Source organism: Klebsiella sp. Q11, assembly GCF_964241505.1.
Taxonomy (GTDB): domain Bacteria; phylum Pseudomonadota; class Gammaproteobacteria; order Enterobacterales; family Enterobacteriaceae; genus Klebsiella; species Klebsiella michiganensis.
This window is the reverse complement of record NZ_CAXSXW010000018.1, coordinates 59,500-74,690: the sequence shown is the minus strand read 5'-3', so window position 1 is coordinate 74,690 and position 15,191 is coordinate 59,500. Positions and strand designations below refer to the sequence as shown.

The following is a 15,191-nucleotide window of genomic DNA, read 5'->3' as shown; positions in this document are numbered from 1 at the left end:
TGACATGTCTGTTGTTTGCTGCTTCATCTCTTTTTTTATTATTTAAATGCTCATTAAGGAATGCTCACATGCGTAATAACCTGATGGATACCGTCGCTCAGGCCGTGAATTCGCTTGTGTCGGCACTACAGTTGCCTGACGAATCTGCGAAAGCGAATGACACGCTGGGCAGCATGAATTTCCCCCAGTTCAGCCGGATTTTACCCTATCAGGATTATGATTCTGAAACAGGGCTTTTTATTAACACGAAAACGATCGGCTTTATGCTGGAAGCCCGGCCCCTGCCGGGGGCAAACAAAGATATTGTCGCCACTCTGGAGCATTTGTTGCGGACAAAAATCCCTCGTGGCGTGCCGTTCACTATTAATCTGGTGTCCAGTAAGCTCGTCGGGGACGACATTGAGTACGGGCTGCGTGAATTTAGCTGGAGCGGTAAGCAGGCGGAGAAGTTCAACGCCATTACCCGTGCCTATTATCTCCGCGCGGCAGAAACCCGCTTCCCTTTGCCGGAAAGCATGGATTTACCCCTGACCCTGCGAAACTATCGGGTCTTTATTTCCTGCTGTATCGCGAGAAAAAAGAAAAGCAAAGCACAGATAGTCGAGCTTGAGAACCAGGTCAAAATTATCCGCGCCTCACTGGGTGGCGCATATATTCCCACGCGTGTTATGGGAGGGGCTGAACTGGTCGAACTGATGCGCGAAGTGATTAATCCTGATCCGGGCGAGATGTATCACAAGCCCTATAAACTGGACCCGTATCAGGACCTCAACTATCAGTGTGTGGTAGACAGTTTTGACATGAAGGTCACGGCCGGACACCTGAAAATAGGCCGTCTTGGCCACGACGGGAAAGAGACGGCCACCAGGGTGACCAGTTATCACCTTGAACGGGATCCGGAAATTGCCTTTCTCTGGACCAGTGCAGATAACTACGCCAACCTGTTGAACCCTGAGCTCTCCATCTCCTGCCCGTTTGTCCTCACGCTGACCCTGATGGTGGAAGATCAGGTGAAAACCCAGAATGAAGCGAACCTGAAGTTCATGGACCTGGAGAAGAAAAGCAAAACCTCTTACGCCAAATACTTCCCGTCAGTGGAGAAAGAAGTCAAAGAATGGGGTGATATCCGCCAGCGGCTGGCGACCAACCAGACCAGCCTTGTGTCATATTTTTTCAACATCACCACCTATACCCCGGACAATGTTGAAGCCTCACTCACCACCGAACAGCAGGTGCTGAACAGTTTTCGTAAAGGCGGTTTCCAGCTGATCCCCGCCCGCTACCATCACCTGCGCAACTTTCTGGCCATGCTGCCCTTCAAATCCGGTGAGGGTCTGTTCAAAGAGCTGCAGGCGGCCGGGGTGGTCAAACGGGCCGAAACGTTCCAGGTCGCCAATCTTCTGCCCGTGGTGGCCGACAGCCCGCTGGCCCCGGCGGGTCTGCTGGCGCCGACCTACCGCAACCAGCTGGCGTATATCGACCTTTTTTATGAAGGGATGGATAACACCAACTTCAATATGGCGGTCTGCGGCACCTCCGGGGCAGGTAAAACGGGGCTGATACAGCCGCTGATCCGCAGTGTGCTGGACTCCGGCGGTTTTGCCTGGGTGTTCGATATGGGCGATGGCTATAAGTCCCTGTGCGAAAACATGGGCGGGGTCTACCTCGATGGTGATTCGCTAAAGTTTAACCCGTTCGCCAATATTCTCGATGATGCCCACTTTGACCTCTCCGCGGAGCGTATCCGTGACCAGATGTCAGTGATGGCCAGTCCGAACGGTAACCTGGACGAGGTCCACGAAGGCCTGTTGTTACAGGCCGTGCAGGCGGCCTGGCTGAGCAAACGGAGGCATGCCCGCATCGATGATGTGGTGGCGTTTCTGCAGAGCGCAAAAGACAGTGAAGAGTATGCCGACTCTCCGACCATTCGCAGCCGCCTGGACGAGATGATTATTCTCCTCGATCAGTACACGGTGAACGGGATTTACGGGGACTACTTTAACTCGGACAAACCCACCCTGCGCGATGATGCCCGGATGGTGGTGCTGGAGCTCGGGGGGCTTGAATCGCGCCCGTCACTGCTGATTGCCGTCATGTTCTCGCTGATTATCTATATCGAGAACCGGATGTACCAGTCCCCCCGGAGCCTGAAAAAGCTCAACGTCATTGACGAAGGCTGGAAACTGCTCGATTTCAAAAACGAAAAAGTGGGGCAGTTTATTGAGAAGGGGTACCGGACCGCGCGCCGGCATACCGGCGCCTATATCACCATCACCCAGAATATAGTCGACTTCGATTCCCCCACCGCATCCACCGCTGCCCGGGCGGCCTGGGGTAACTCCTCGTACAAGTCGATCCTCAAACAGTCAGCCAAAGAGTTCGCCAAATATAACCAGCTGTATCCGGATCAGTTCTCAAAACTGGAGCAGGACATGATCAACAGTTTCGGTTCTGCAAAAGAACAATGGTTCAGTTCTTTCATGCTGCAGGTAGAAGCGAACTGCTCCTGGCATCGTCTGTTTGTCGACCCGCTCAGCCGGGCCATGTATTCCTCCAAAGGCGCGGACTTTGAATTTATCCAGGCGCGGCGGAAGGCGGGTGTCGATATCCATGACGCGGTGTATGAGCTGGCCTGTCGTAACTTCCCGGCGGAAATGGCTGAGCTGGAAGCCCGCATCGCGCACGACAGCGTAAGGAGTGCAGCCTGATGGAAAACCACGCAGAACAGCAGAAAACGACGCCCCGGCCGTATCGACGGGGGCTGGCCATCGTTGCGCTTGTTGTCTTCGTCCTGGCGACCAACGTCTTTCTCACGCGGGTGGTACTGGAGTACACCACGCCGCGGGTGGTGGCCTTTGATATGAAGAAAACGCTCGACAGTTTTATGGACAGTGTCAGTCAGAAACAGCTGTCAGAGGCGCAGTCCAAAGCGCTGTCAGAGCGGTTTAACAGTGCGCTGGAGCAGAGCCTGGCGGATTACCAGCAACAACATCATGTCCTCATCCTGGTGTCGCCGGCGGTGGTTCAGGGGGCCCCCGATGTGACCCGTAAAATTCAGACGGACATTGCCCGGCGAATGAAAGGAGGCCAGGAATGACGCGACTGAAATTATGTCTGCTCGCCGGCTGTCTGCTTTCGCCGCTGACACAGGCCGCCGACCTCGGTACCTGGGGGGATTTGTGGCCCGTCCGTGAGCAGGACATGCTGGAACTTATCACGCAGCGGCTGCAGGGACTGCAACAATCCGGCCAGTGGGATAAGACAATGGGCGAGTTTAAGCAGCGGGTGATCGAGAACAGCCAGCGCCCGGCCCCGGTGGAGGGGCTGCACAGAGCGGAGAAATATGCGCAACGCTGGTTTGACCCCAGTATTCGCCTGACGGAAGACCTGAAGGATAACGAAGGGCGGGTGTTTGCTCACCAGGGCGAGCTCATCAATCCCCTGAAAACCGTGCCCTTTATGCAGACCCTGTACTTTATCAACGGCGACGATCCTGACCAGATAGCCTGGATGAAACGCCAGGTGCCGGAAACGCTGATGAGCAAGATTATTCTGGTCCGGGGCAGCGTCCCTGACACCTCGTCCGCGCTGGACAGCCGGATTTATTTTGACCAGAACGGTGTGCTTTCAAAACGGTTCGGCCTGACCAGGGTGCCGGCGCGTATTACGCCGGCACCCTCCGGTGAGCGGCTGAATATCGAAACCTTTCCTGTTAAATAAGGACGTTTCAGTGAAATCCCTGACCCTGTTTCTGAGTGCCCTGATGATGTGGGGATACAGCCTCAGTGCTGCTGCGGACCCCTCCTGCGAGGGACGTTTTGTTAACCCGATCACCGATGTCTGCTGGCAATGCATTTTTCCGATGTCCATCGGGAGTGTGTCGGTCGCGGCCGGTGGTGGCCCGGATACCGTGAATCCGGCCAGTCCGGTTCAGTACTGTCCCGCACCGCCCCCGATATTTGTTCGTATCGGTCTGGCGATTGGCTACTGGGAGCCGATGGCCATGACGGATGTCAGCCGTTCACCTGGCTGCATGGTGAACCTCGGGGGATTCAGTATCAATCTCGGCAAGACCGGGATGGGTACGGCTAAGAAGGATGACAAGCAGGTGAACGGGGCCTTCTATCACGTCCACTGGTACAAGTATCCGCTGACCTACTGGCTGAACATCATTACCTCAGCCGGGTGCCTGGAAGGAGGTGATATGGATATTGCCTATTTATCCGAAATCGACCCGACCTGGGTGGACAGCAGCCTGACCACCATTCTGAATCCGGAAGCGATTTTGTTTGCTAACCCGATTGCCCAGGGCGCATGTGCGGCAGATGCGATTGCCAGTGCATTCAACAAACCACTCGATATTTTGTTCTGGTGCGCCGGCTCTCAGGGGTCGATGTACCCGTTCTCCGGCTGGGCCAGCAACGAGTCCAGTCCCCTGCAGTCATCGCTGTTACTCAGTGAGCGAATGGCCTACAAGCTTCATCGGCAGGGGCAAATCATGGAGACCGTCGGCGCAGATGTGGCGGTCTGCTACGAATACCCGTCTCCGATCATCCCAAAAGAGCGGTGGCGCTATCAGATGGTGAATATGTATCCGGACAGCGGTCAGTGCCACCCTCTCGGGCGCAGTGTGATGCGCTGGGAGGCGGGCAGAAATCCACCCAACACGCGGAAAAACTACGGCTACCTGATGTGGCGTAAACGTAACTGTGTCTACCTCTGACAGGAGTCTCTCATGAAGTTGATAAATGTATTAATGATTCTGGCATTACAGTCAGGTTCAGCAGTCGCTGCAGTTACTCCGGGTAGTCCGACTACGGCAGACAGGGAGTGGCTGAAACAGCAGGAAAACCTCAGTGAACAGTTACGTCAGCATCCGGACAAACAACTGCAGCAGGAACTGGAAGCGCAGATTAACCGTAACCCACTCGCCAGCGCTGACCGTCAGTTTATCGACAATCTGGCCAGCCAGCAGAATGCGTCAAACCAGACAAAGCCAGAAGAAGGGGCGGTGTACTTTGTCTCCTTTTCGATACCGGAAGAGGGTCTGAAGCGAATGTTGCATGAGACCCGGCAGTACAGCATCCCCGCTACCTTGCGAGGACTGGTCAACAACGATATGAAAGCGACCACGGATGCGGTGATGCACCTGGTGAACGACGGGGTGACTGACGGTGTGCAAATCGATCCGACGCTCTACACGCAGTACAACATCCGTAGCGTGCCGGCCCTGGTGGTGCGCTGTCAGGCCGGCTTCGACGTGGTGCATGGCAATATCAGGCTGAAACAGGCTCTGGAGAAGGTCGCAGAGAAAGGGGACTGCGCGAACACAGCCCGTCATATGCTGGGGGGGACGAAATGAGATCGCTTCCCGTCATTGCAACCGTTCTGGGGGCCTTTATCGGGTTTGCAGGACCAGCCGGTGCAGACAGTAATACGGATTACAAAGCCGGTTCGGATTTCGCAAAACAGGTTCAGGGAGGGGGGCTCGATGCCCTGAAAAACTTTAATGGTGAGCAGACCTTACCCGGTTATACCTCCCGACCCGACCAGACGAAATACTACGGTGGCGTGACAGCCAGCGGTGACAGTTCCCTGAAAAGTGACTCTGCTTCGGAGTTCAGCCAGAACGAGGCCGGACAAAGTATCACGGAGTCGTTCACCAACCGGCCCCCTGACAGTATTTCAGCGGATGCCCCCTTTATTCAGGCGGCACAGGACACCGAATCCCGGGCGGACAGCATTGTCGGCGATACCGGTCAGGCCTGTACGGCACAGGTGGTTAATCGTAGCGAGTTCACGAACCATACGTGCGAGCGGGATTTGCAGGTGGAGAACTTCTGCACGCGGGAGGCGACGCTGAAAGACAACGCCACGACGCAAAAGGTCAGTCGTACCTACCAGCAGGCTGTCCCGATGAATTTCACCCGAAACAGCACCCGATGGAGCGGGACGCTGACCATCCCGTCGACAGGGCGGCTGCTCAGCGTGTCTGTTGACGGTGAACCTCTGCCGGTTCCCTGGATTTATGAATGTGACAACGAAGGAAAGGTCAGAGACAGTTGCAAGCTTGCAGTCAGTGAAAACATCAGCCTCTTTGATAAAACATTCCCTGTTGATGTGATGACCTGGCCGAATACGGTGACGACGTGCTCCGGGGGCCAGAACACACACTGTACAAGTCATTACTACGATGGCACCGGGAAAATTCATCAGTCTTTCAGCATGGACCGGAACGTTGTCGCCGGGCAGAGCTTTCCGGTAACGAAAACGTCGAAAACCCAGCCATCAGTGAATGTTAAATCCATTCAGGTGACGGTCATACTAGTCATGGAGGAGACGGAAACCGTATTTGCACCAGAGGTGGTCTGGGTTGAAAGTTGTCCGTTCAGCAAGGACGAAGGCACGAAAACAGGTGAAGAATGTATCAGCCCGGGCGGGACAAAAACCCTCAACCTGGGCGGGAAGGCGTATTCCTTCACAGAAGCATGCTGGAAATACAAGGACACCTGGCTCACACAGCCTGCGGATCATGGCTCCTGTGAGAGCCTGATGAACAATACAGCCTGCACGCTCTCTTCACGTCAGTGTGCCTTCACCGGTGAAGACGGGACCTGTCTGCATGAGTATGCCACGTACTCCTGCGAAACCCGGACCAGCGGTAAGCAGATGATCTGCGGCGAGGATGTATTCTGCCTTGATGGTGAATGCGATAAAGCGGTCAGCGGCACGAACAACGGCTTTGGACAGGCAGTTTCGGAGCTCGCGGCGCTGGCCGCTGCGGGTAAAGATGTTGCGGCGCTGAACGGGGTGGACGTCAGGGCATTCACCGGCAAGGCAAAATTCTGTAAGAAGTTCGCTGCAGGCTTCAGCAACTGCTGCAAGGACAGCGGATGGGGCCAGGATGTGGGCCTGGCACGCTGCAGCAGCGAAGAGAAGGCGCTGGCCAAAGCGAAAACCAACAAGCTGACAGTCAGTATTGGTGAGTTTTGCTCGAAGAAGGTACTGGGGATCTGCCTGGAGAAAAAACGCAGTTACTGCCAGTTTGACTCAAAACTGGCTCAGATAGTCCAGGAGCAAGGCCGTAACGGACAGCTGCATATTGGGTTCGGTGGCGCCAGCAGTCCGGACTGCCGGGGGATCACGGTAGCAGAACTGCAGGGCATTAACTTTAATCAGCTGGACTTTACGAACTTCATGGAGGACCTGATAAATAACCAGAAAATACCGGATAACAGTGAGCTGACTGATAAAACAAAACAACGCATAAAAGAACTTCTCACGCAGTCTTCAGCAAAATGATTTCTGAATAATTAAATTTAAAGGTGATAACAGAGTGTATGGGGATGGGGCACTGTCGCTTGTTTTCTATGTCATCGCGTTATCCCGTATTGAAAATAATAAGGATGGTTTAAATGAACAGACTGGTCAGGTCCACCATTTTTTTGTTTTTTATTCTAATAATGCCATTTTCAAACGCCGCAAGCAGAGAGGAACTCGAGAAGCTGTATTCAATGCAGATGCCCGGCACTGTCATTCAGTGTAAGAGAACAGATGAAACGTTTTTTACAAAAATAAGAATGATTTCCCGGTATACGGTTACGGAGCAAAGTGAAAATAAAACAAAAATGGATGGGTGGGTTGCCATGTACGCCACCGGTCTGAAAGCGTTACGATTTGAAGCTGAATTTAAAGCTACCCGGACAATGCTGGATGCTCGTGATATGTGGGAGGTCGACCCCGACTCACTGGTTATGAAAGTATCAGGTGAGGATGCAAAACGCTTTAAAAATAAGGGAGGGGTTGATTTTTTCAGGGATAATAGCAGGTTAAACTATGACGATCACTCTGATATTCGATTTACTACCTACCCCGATTATATTATCGGGGAGGATGACCCCGGATTCTTTACATCAAAAGGCGCAGAGGAATGTACCACTCGCTTTGCTGACAGTTTTCCCGCGGGGAAAACCGGGCTGAAGGTGAAGGAGGATAACAGTAATAAGGAACACAACCATGAAAATTAACTTTCATAAATATCCTGCCGTCGATTTTGTAGTGAGATTACTGCTGACAATAATCATTATCTCCCCTGTGCTGTATTTCTCATGGGATGCCGTCAAAGGGACGTCAGGTAGTGATTATATTGAGAGTGTGGTTTTTATTCTCATGGTCGGTTTTTTCTGGCTGGTGAGTTACCTCTTCTTTACTGCACTTCAGGATGTATTCAAAAAAAGGAGGGTGAATAAATGAAGCAGATAACCACATTTAAAGAATTAAAAAAATGGCGCAAAGTCACAGGAATGATTTTTGTGCTTGCCCTGTTGATTTTCTGCATGGCGACGTTATTAGCGAGTGACGATCCTGTTGTGGCGGTCCGTTCTCTTTTATTTATTGTTTTCCTCACGATTATAGCCAGACGACTTTTGCCATGAAGACGGGGCTTCACTTCGTTAATCAGCAAAATAAACAGGAGGGTTCATGGATGAGAAAAAATCGTACGGGGTGGTGATGCTGTTTGTCGGCGTGTTTGTCGTTTTTCTGATCAGCATCATGTCTTACAGCCTGTGGCGCGATAAGCAGATTAATGCGTTTATGGCCACCAACCGGGCCTGGGGTATTCAGTGTGACCGGGTTTCTCAGGCCGCGTGGGTGGTTAAAGAAGGGGAGCGGGTGAACCTGGAAATGAATTCACTTCCACTGTACTGCAGCGGGTATCGCTTTGAAGCCCGCAATGACGCAGGAAAAACACGGCGTCTTCTTGATAAATACAGCGTTTATCAGCACCTGACACGCCAGCCGCGTTAATTCATAAAAGGGTATTTACCATGCGAACAATACATGCCGCCATGCTGGCGGGGTGCCTTTGCTGCGCCCTGATGCCAGCCTGGGCGAAAGACGCGGGCTGGCAGTGGTACAACGAAAAGCTGAAAAAACCGGAGCCGGATACGCCGCCCGCGCCTGCGGCTCCGCCGGCCCGAATGGACATTATGGCAAAACTCGCCGAACTGCAGAGCGCCACCAAACGTTCACTGTATGAAGCCATTCTGTATCCGTCGTCTGACAATTTCGTGAAGTATTTCCGTCTGCAGAACTACTGGACGCAGCAGGCCGGTCTGTTCTCGATGAGCGCGAAGAAGGCCATGCTGGAAAACCCGGAGCTCGATTACAACCTGCAGTACAGCCACTACAACGGCACCGTGAAAAACCAGCTTGCGGCCGACTACGCCGAGCAACGCAAGGCAATCTCCTCCCTGGCGCAGCACTATGGTGTGATGTTTTTCTACCGCGGCCGGGAGGCCATTGACGGGCAACTGGTCCAGGTCATCAAAAACTTCCGAGAGACCTACGGCCTGAGCGTGATACCGGTCTCTGTTGACGGCGTGGTGAATCCCCTGCTCCCTGACAGCCGGATGGACCAGGGCCAGGCAGAGCAGCTTGGCGTGAAGTTCTTCCCTGCGATGATGCTGGTTAACCCGAAAAGCGGCCAGGTGAAGCCTCTCAGTTACGGCTTTATTAGCCAGGACGACCTGGCGAAACAGTTCCTCTACGTCTCCAGCGACTTTAAACCCAATTTTTAAGGAGCGTGTCATGCGAAAGATTCGTTTTCCCGATTTAGACATTACCGGGATGTGGGTGCTGGCCGTGGGCGTATTTTTCCACCTTATCGCCCGGCTGGTAAGGAAGCAGCCTGAGCTGGCCGTCCAGGCCGGGGAAATATTCGGGCTGGGCATGGTCGTGTTCGGAGGGTACCGCATTCTCAATGCTCTCATTGCTGACGCTGAAAAACAGGAGAAAGCCCGTGAAAAGCAACCTGAAGATAATTAACGCTGGCGTCGCGACGCTGCTGTTACTGGCATTTTCACGGTCTTCCGTTACCCACGCTGGCACGCTGGATGACGTGAAATCACTCTGGGACCCGCAGGGCATAACTGGCGCGGCTCCGGCGACATCCGCTGGCGTATCTGCGTCTGCGAAGCCGGTCTCTCAGGCCCGCTGGTACCGGCTCAGCAACGGCAAACAGGTCAACCTCAGCGACTGGAAAGTGGTGTTGTTTATGCAGGGACACTGCCCGTACTGCCACAAGTTTGACCCGGTCCTGAAGCAGTTATCAGGCCAGTATGGTTTCTCCGTGTTCTCTTACACCATTGACGGGCTGGGGGATGAAGCGTTTCCCGAAGCGCTGCCGGCACCGCCTGACGTGATGCAGACCTTTTTCCCGAATATTCCGGTGGCCACGCCGACCACGTTTCTGGTCAACGTGAACACGCTGGCGGCATACCCGATTCTGCAGGGGGCCACGGATGCACAGGGCTTTATGGCCAGAATGGATACGGTGTTTCAGATGATGGAGGTTCCGGGGAATGGACAAAATTAAGATGGCTGCGCTGGCAGGTGGCTTTCTGGTGGGGGTCTCTCTCCCGGCTTCTGCTGATGTCAATGGCGACATGAATAACTTCTTCAATAAGCTGGGGTTCGCGTCCAATACCAGCCAGCCGCAGGTCTGGCAGGGGCAGGCCGCGGGCTATGCCTCTGGCGGTTCGCTGTATGCCCGGACGCAGGTGAAAACCATTCAGCTGGTCAGTATGACCCTGCCGGATATTAATGCCGGCTGTGGCGGCATCGATGCCTACCTCGGGTCGTTTTCTTTTATCAACAGCGAGCAGCTGCAGCGCTTCGGCAAACAAATCATGTCCAATGCTGCGGGCTACTTCTTTGACCTCGCGCTGCAGACCACTGTACCGGAAATCAAAACCGCAAAAGACTTCCTGCAGAAGATGGCCAGCGATATCAACAGCATGAACCTCAGCAGCTGCCAGGCGGCACAGGGGATCGTCGGGGGACTGTTTCCTCGTACCCAGGTAGCCCAGCAGAAGGTCTGCCAGGACATCGCCGGTGAGAGCAATATCTTTGCCGACTGGGCGGCTTCCCGTCAGGGGTGTTCGGTTGGCGGCCAGATGGACAAGGTGCAGGATAAGGCCAGCGACAAGGACAAAGAGCGGGTCATGAAAAACATCAACATCATGTGGAATGCCCTGTCCAAAAACCGGCTCTTCGACGATAACAAAGAGCTGAAAGAGTTTGTGATGACCCTGACCGGCACCTTGATTTTTGGGGAAAACAGTGAAATTACGCCGCTGCCGGCACGGACCACGGATCAGGACCTGATTAAGGCGATGATGGAGGGGGGAACAGCAAAAATTTACCACTGCAATGATTCCGATAAATGTCTCAAGGTGGTTGCGGATGCGACGGTCACTATAGCCGCAAACAAGGCGCTGAAGAACCAGATTTCCACGCTACTGAGCAGCATCCAGAACAAGGCTGTGGCGGATGAAAAACTAACGGAGCAGGAGAAGGGCTTTATCTCCAGCACCACCATCCCGGTCTTTAAATACCTGGTTGACCCGCAGATGCTCGGGGTCTCGAATACCCTGCTTTACCAGCTGACGGACTATATCGGCTACGACATCCTGCTGCAGTACATTCAGGAGCTGATCCAGCAGGCGAGGACGATGGTGGCCACCGGGAACTACCCGCAGTCAACGATGGATATGATCCTCGAAAACCTGAATCAGGCGAGTGTCCAGATAGCCGCCTTCCAGTCCCGGGTCCAGGTCCAGCAGGACGCGTTGCTGGTCGTTGACCGGCAGATGAGCTACATGCGCCAGCAGGTGTCTGCCCGAATGATGACCCGTTACCAGAACAACTACCATTTCGGAGGGAGCCTCTGATGCTGGAAATCTACACGATAGCCGGCGGCGACTGGTTCAGGGGCAACCTGAATGCCATTTCCGCCTTCATGAGTACCGGTACCTGGTCCTCTATTGAGAAAATGTGCATTGCTTTTTCCGTGCTGATCGTCGCCGGCAGCTGGGTGAAAAAACACAACATCATGGATCTGGTCGGCTGGGTGTTTGCGCTGACGCTGGTCTCGATGCTGGTCGTCATCCGCAAACCGGTGCAGATTATCGACTACAGCAATGTGTCCCAGGTCTATCAGGTTGATAACGTGCCAATTGGGCTGGCCATTCCGGCGTCACTGACCACGCGTGTGGGCAATGCTCTGGTGCAGAGCTATGAGATGATTTTCGCCCTGCCGGACAGTGTGACGTACAGCAAAACGGGGATGTTATTTGGCGGGAACCTGGTGGCGAAAAGTACGGACTTTATCTCGCAGAATCCAGAAATCACCACCCTGTTCTCAGACTACGTGCAGAACTGTGTGATGGGAGATATTTTTCTCAATCACAAGTATACGTTTGAGGAACTACTGAACTCGTCTGACCCCTACACGATTATTTTTTCTAACCCCAGCCCGCTTCGCGGCGTTTTTGACAAAAACAATCAGTTTAAAACCTGCCAGGAAGCCTCCCGTGATTTGAAATCAGCCCTGGCGCTGGATACCCAGACCGGCGGGAAGACCTGGAGCTACTATGTGCGCCAGCTTTTTGGGGGTAAACCTAACCCGGACCTGCTGTTCAGCCAGATGATCGGTGACAGCTACAACTTCTTCTACAGTTCGGGGCAGAATGCAGGGCAGATTATCCGCCAGAACGTGACGATGAATGCCCTGCGCAGCGGAATCCAGAGCTACGCAGCCCGCAGTGGCGATACGGCCAGCCTGGTGAACATTGCCAATACCTCGTCGCTGGAAAAGCAACGTCTGGCCCAGGCGACAATGGGACATCAGGCGCTGCGTTCTCTGCCCATGATGCAGACAGTGATACTGGGTATTATGTTTGGCCTGTTCCCGATCATGGTCATGGCGGCGATGTTCAACATGATGACCATGCAGGTGCTGAAGGGCTACGTCTTTGCCCTGATGTGGCTGCAGTCGTGGCCTCTGCTGTACGCTATCCTGAACAGCGCGATGGCTTACTATGCGAAGCAAAATGGGGTGCCGGTGGTCCTCTCTGAACTCTCTCAGCTGCAGCTGAAAAACTCGGATATTGCCACCACCGCGGGCTATATCTCGATGATGATCCCCCCGCTCAGCTGGGCGATGATTAAAAGTATGGGAGCAGGTTTCTCCAGCGCCTACAGCCACTTTGCTTCGTCCGGCCTCAGCTCCACGTCGCAGGCCTCCTCCAGCGTAGTGGACGGGAACTATTCGTTCTCAAATATGCAGACGGATAATGTCAGCGGGAACAGCTGGAATACCAACAGCACCACCGCGTTTGGGCAGATGACCCGACAGCTGGCGAATGGGGGGATGGGTACCCAGACCCGGGATGGGTCTATGGTCTGGGATAGTAGTGGCGCCATGTCAAAACTCCCCGTGGATATCAATGTTGGTCGGCAGATAGCCAGCGCACAGCAACAGATGGCCCGGGAATCAGATGTTCAGGCAGAAAGCTCTCTGCACGGTTATAACAGCAGTGTGACGAGTGCCTGGAACAGCCTGAAGCAGTTTGGCACAAATATGGGGACCAGTGCGTCCATGACGTCAGGCGCTGATAATACTGAGTCGTCGCAGGATTCGATGGCCAGAAGTAAAATGTGGAGTGCTGTTGTTTCTAATGCAAAAGCCAACAACATCAGCAATGAAGAGTCTTTCCAGCAGTTGATGGATAAGTCAACGAAAGGGTCTGTATCTGGTGAGATGTACGGTAATGCTAAGTGGGGGTCTGGTGACCAGCTGGCTGGGAAACTGGGTAAATGGGCTACGGGTCTCTCTGCTGAGGGGGGGGCTAAAATTAGTGCTGGCTTGAATGCATCAAGTGGCTCTACTGACTCGACAAATGAATCAGGAAGATCATCCTATGACAGTCGACATGATACCAGTGGTCAGGCAGCCAAAGACTTTAAAGAAGCATCTGATTACTTTACCAGCCGTAAAACAACCACATCGGGTAATATAACGGACAATAATGCCAGCTCGCGTGTTGATCAGTTTGCTGCATCACTCTCTAGTGCTAAAAACAGCTATGACCAGTATACGAACAGCCGGACACGTAGCCACGAATACAGTGAAATGGCTTCACGTACAGAGAGCATGAGCGGACAGATGAGCGAAAATCTGACCCAACAGTTTGCAAACTTTGTTCAGCAACAGGCACCACAGGATGCTGAAGCCATTCTGACCAACACCAGTTCTCCGGAAGTTGCAGCGCAACGTGAAGCTCTGGCGCGTGAATTCGTCAAAGCTCAAGTTGAACCTAAGATTGATGGTGCGTATCAACAAGGTCGTGAAGCCATTGGCCAAAATATGCCTGGTGTGTCAGGCGGTGGTGACAGTGGGTCGGTAACGGCCGACTACGGGCATAATGCCGGTAATATAGAAGCCATGACACGAGATGCAGGTATTAAGGATAATGTGGGGCCGAAAGTGGATGGAATGATAGTGCAGAATAACCAACAGCATCAGGAATCCCGTGAAACCATACAACAGCAAGGCGTTGGAGTGAAAAAAGAGAATGCTGAACTGGAAAATGACCACAAAACAAAAGGAAATGATTTCAAAAGTACTTATAATGAAAGGAAAGAAAGTCAGACTAAATTGCCTGGCGCAGATACGACAAAAGAGCTATTGGATAAGGCAGCTAAGTTAGAAAAAGATAAAACAAAAAAATAGGGAGTATAGGATGTTAACCCATAAAATAATACAAAGTGAAATCGAGGAGTTAAAACAGATCCTGGTTCATAATGATTTAGAGATCCCATCATTCTGGCGCTGTATCTGGCCTGGCCTAGTATGCATGGTGTGGTTTTTACTATCATCCTATCTCTCGTACTGGTTGAGTGATTATGCTTCTGGTCTCGAGAGACTAGCTGCCATGGTTTTTTCTGGTGCAATAGGTGTTTTTTCTATCATTGCAACCGCGAATACCAGAGCACTCTTCCTTTCTTTACCTCAATCCTTCAGGGAGAAATCGTTGTTTTTTGGCTTTTTAGCTAAGAAATGCAGAATTTATGGAGTGGTTGTTTTTGTTATCTTCTCATGTTTAGCATTTTTCTCCGCATATAACGCTATTAATGCGGTTGTCTTTATTGTTATTACAGGATTTAGCCTTTTACTAACAATTATGGTAATGAATATTGATCTTGGTCGCTATCAGTTAGCAACACTTACGTCCGTTATCGAATCGGTAAAAAGCAAAGAAGTTAAGTAATAATAATGGGTTAACTTCCGCTATTAACTGGCCGTTTTTTTAAATTCGGCTTGTTAATCTTCATGTTCTGCAATC

At 52.6% G+C, this 15,191-nt stretch carries 16 protein-coding genes; all 16 read left to right on the top strand.

The genetic code is table 11. From position 1 onward, the window contains the following. The first annotated feature begins 68 nt into the window (after positions 1–68). Positions 69–2,708 carry a type IV secretion system protein TraC gene (gene traC, locus ACESQ2_RS24225; RefSeq protein WP_032736861.1) on the top strand — a complete coding sequence of 880 codons (2,640 nt, stop codon included), beginning with the start codon at positions 69–71 and terminating at the stop codon, positions 2,706–2,708. Further along, positions 2,708–3,097, top strand: a complete 390-nt coding sequence (trbI, locus tag ACESQ2_RS24220; protein ID WP_032736860.1) for a type-F conjugative transfer system protein TrbI — start codon at positions 2,708–2,710, stop codon at positions 3,095–3,097. The genes traC and trbI overlap by 1 nt, the downstream gene beginning before the upstream one ends. Beyond that, complete coding sequence (gene traW, locus ACESQ2_RS24215) at positions 3,094–3,720, top strand: type-F conjugative transfer system protein TraW (protein WP_042946288.1); 627 nt, start codon at positions 3,094–3,096, stop codon at positions 3,718–3,720. Before trbI ends, traW begins: the two co-directional genes overlap by 4 nt. Positions 3,721–3,739: 19 nt before the next feature. After that, positions 3,740–4,723: a conjugal transfer pilus assembly protein TraU gene (traU, locus tag ACESQ2_RS24210; RefSeq protein WP_227634472.1), complete on the top strand. Its 984-nt coding sequence runs from the start codon at positions 3,740–3,742 to the stop codon at positions 4,721–4,723. Positions 4,724–4,735: 12 nt separating this feature from the next. After that, the gene (gene trbC / locus ACESQ2_RS24205; RefSeq protein WP_032736857.1) at positions 4,736–5,362 is read left to right on the top strand and encodes a type-F conjugative transfer system pilin assembly protein TrbC; all 627 of its coding nucleotides are present in this window, start codon (positions 4,736–4,738) and stop codon (positions 5,360–5,362) included. Beyond that, a complete protein-coding gene (gene traN / locus ACESQ2_RS24200) occupies positions 5,359–7,302 on the top strand; it encodes a type-F conjugative transfer system mating-pair stabilization protein TraN (protein ID WP_032736856.1) in 1,944 nt (647 codons plus the stop codon). Before trbC ends, traN begins: the two co-directional genes overlap by 4 nt. Before the next feature lie 113 nt (positions 7,303–7,415). Beyond that, on the top strand, positions 7,416–8,027 hold the full coding sequence (locus tag ACESQ2_RS24195; protein WP_032736855.1) for a hypothetical protein: 612 nt from the start codon (positions 7,416–7,418) through the stop codon (positions 8,025–8,027). Next, positions 8,017–8,253, top strand: a complete 237-nt coding sequence (trbE, locus tag ACESQ2_RS24190) for a conjugal transfer protein TrbE (RefSeq protein ID WP_032736854.1) — start codon at positions 8,017–8,019, stop codon at positions 8,251–8,253. Before ACESQ2_RS24195 ends, trbE begins: the two co-directional genes overlap by 11 nt. Continuing rightward, positions 8,250–8,435, top strand: a complete 186-nt coding sequence (locus ACESQ2_RS24185; RefSeq protein ID WP_032736852.1) for a hypothetical protein — start codon at positions 8,250–8,252, stop codon at positions 8,433–8,435. The genes trbE and ACESQ2_RS24185 overlap by 4 nt, the downstream gene beginning before the upstream one ends. A gap of 46 nt (positions 8,436–8,481) precedes the next feature. Beyond that, the gene (locus ACESQ2_RS24180) at positions 8,482–8,808 is read left to right on the top strand and encodes a hypothetical protein (protein WP_032736851.1); all 327 of its coding nucleotides are present in this window, start codon (positions 8,482–8,484) and stop codon (positions 8,806–8,808) included. A gap of 20 nt (positions 8,809–8,828) precedes the next feature. Next, the gene (traF, locus tag ACESQ2_RS24175; RefSeq protein WP_042946285.1) at positions 8,829–9,581 is read left to right on the top strand and encodes a type-F conjugative transfer system pilin assembly protein TraF; all 753 of its coding nucleotides are present in this window, start codon (positions 8,829–8,831) and stop codon (positions 9,579–9,581) included. A 10-nt stretch (positions 9,582–9,591) separates the two neighbouring features. Beyond that, positions 9,592–9,828 (top strand): type-F conjugative transfer system pilin chaperone TraQ, encoded by a 237-nt coding sequence (gene traQ, locus ACESQ2_RS24170; protein ID WP_032736848.1) that lies wholly within the window; start codon positions 9,592–9,594, stop codon positions 9,826–9,828. Then, complete coding sequence (trbB, locus tag ACESQ2_RS24165) at positions 9,815–10,378, top strand: type-F conjugative transfer system pilin assembly thiol-disulfide isomerase TrbB (protein ID WP_224250969.1); 564 nt, start codon at positions 9,815–9,817, stop codon at positions 10,376–10,378. Before traQ ends, trbB begins: the two co-directional genes overlap by 14 nt. Continuing rightward, entirely contained in the window at positions 10,365–11,735 is a 1,371-nt protein-coding gene (gene traH / locus ACESQ2_RS24160; protein WP_032736846.1) for a conjugal transfer pilus assembly protein TraH, read from the top strand. The genes trbB and traH overlap by 14 nt, the downstream gene beginning before the upstream one ends. Then, positions 11,735–14,578 carry a conjugal transfer mating-pair stabilization protein TraG gene (gene traG / locus ACESQ2_RS24155; protein WP_032736845.1) on the top strand — a complete coding sequence of 948 codons (2,844 nt, stop codon included), beginning with the start codon at positions 11,735–11,737 and terminating at the stop codon, positions 14,576–14,578. The genes traH and traG overlap by 1 nt, the downstream gene beginning before the upstream one ends. Positions 14,579–14,588: 10 nt before the next feature. Continuing rightward, the gene (locus ACESQ2_RS24150) at positions 14,589–15,116 is read left to right on the top strand and encodes a hypothetical protein (RefSeq protein ID WP_032736843.1); all 528 of its coding nucleotides are present in this window, start codon (positions 14,589–14,591) and stop codon (positions 15,114–15,116) included. The last annotated feature ends 75 nt before the right edge of the window (positions 15,117–15,191 follow it).

Bases quoted from the DNA above. Each gene is read 5' to 3' on its own strand.
- traN (WP_032736856.1), top strand. From the start codon at position 5,359: ATGAGATCGCTTCCCGTCATTGCAACCGTTCTGGGGGCCTTTATCGGG.
- traF (WP_042946285.1), top strand. From the start codon at position 8,829: ATGCGAACAATACATGCCGCCATGCTGGCGGGGTGCCTTTGCTGCGCC.
- ACESQ2_RS24185 (WP_032736852.1), top strand. From the start codon at position 8,250: ATGAAGCAGATAACCACATTTAAAGAATTAAAAAAATGGCGCAAAGTC.
- trbC (WP_032736857.1), top strand. From the start codon at position 4,736: ATGAAGTTGATAAATGTATTAATGATTCTGGCATTACAGTCAGGTTCA.
- traG (WP_032736845.1), top strand. From the start codon at position 11,735: ATGCTGGAAATCTACACGATAGCCGGCGGCGACTGGTTCAGGGGCAAC.
- traH (WP_032736846.1), top strand. From the start codon at position 10,365: ATGGACAAAATTAAGATGGCTGCGCTGGCAGGTGGCTTTCTGGTGGGG.
- trbI (WP_032736860.1), top strand. From the start codon at position 2,708: ATGGAAAACCACGCAGAACAGCAGAAAACGACGCCCCGGCCGTATCGA.
- ACESQ2_RS24150 (WP_032736843.1), top strand. From the start codon at position 14,589: ATGTTAACCCATAAAATAATACAAAGTGAAATCGAGGAGTTAAAACAG.
- traW (WP_042946288.1), top strand. From the start codon at position 3,094: ATGACGCGACTGAAATTATGTCTGCTCGCCGGCTGTCTGCTTTCGCCG.
- traC (WP_032736861.1), top strand. From the start codon at position 69: ATGCGTAATAACCTGATGGATACCGTCGCTCAGGCCGTGAATTCGCTT.
- traQ (WP_032736848.1), top strand. From the start codon at position 9,592: ATGCGAAAGATTCGTTTTCCCGATTTAGACATTACCGGGATGTGGGTG.
- trbE (WP_032736854.1), top strand. From the start codon at position 8,017: ATGAAAATTAACTTTCATAAATATCCTGCCGTCGATTTTGTAGTGAGA.
- ACESQ2_RS24195 (WP_032736855.1), top strand. From the start codon at position 7,416: ATGAACAGACTGGTCAGGTCCACCATTTTTTTGTTTTTTATTCTAATA.
- ACESQ2_RS24180 (WP_032736851.1), top strand. From the start codon at position 8,482: ATGGATGAGAAAAAATCGTACGGGGTGGTGATGCTGTTTGTCGGCGTG.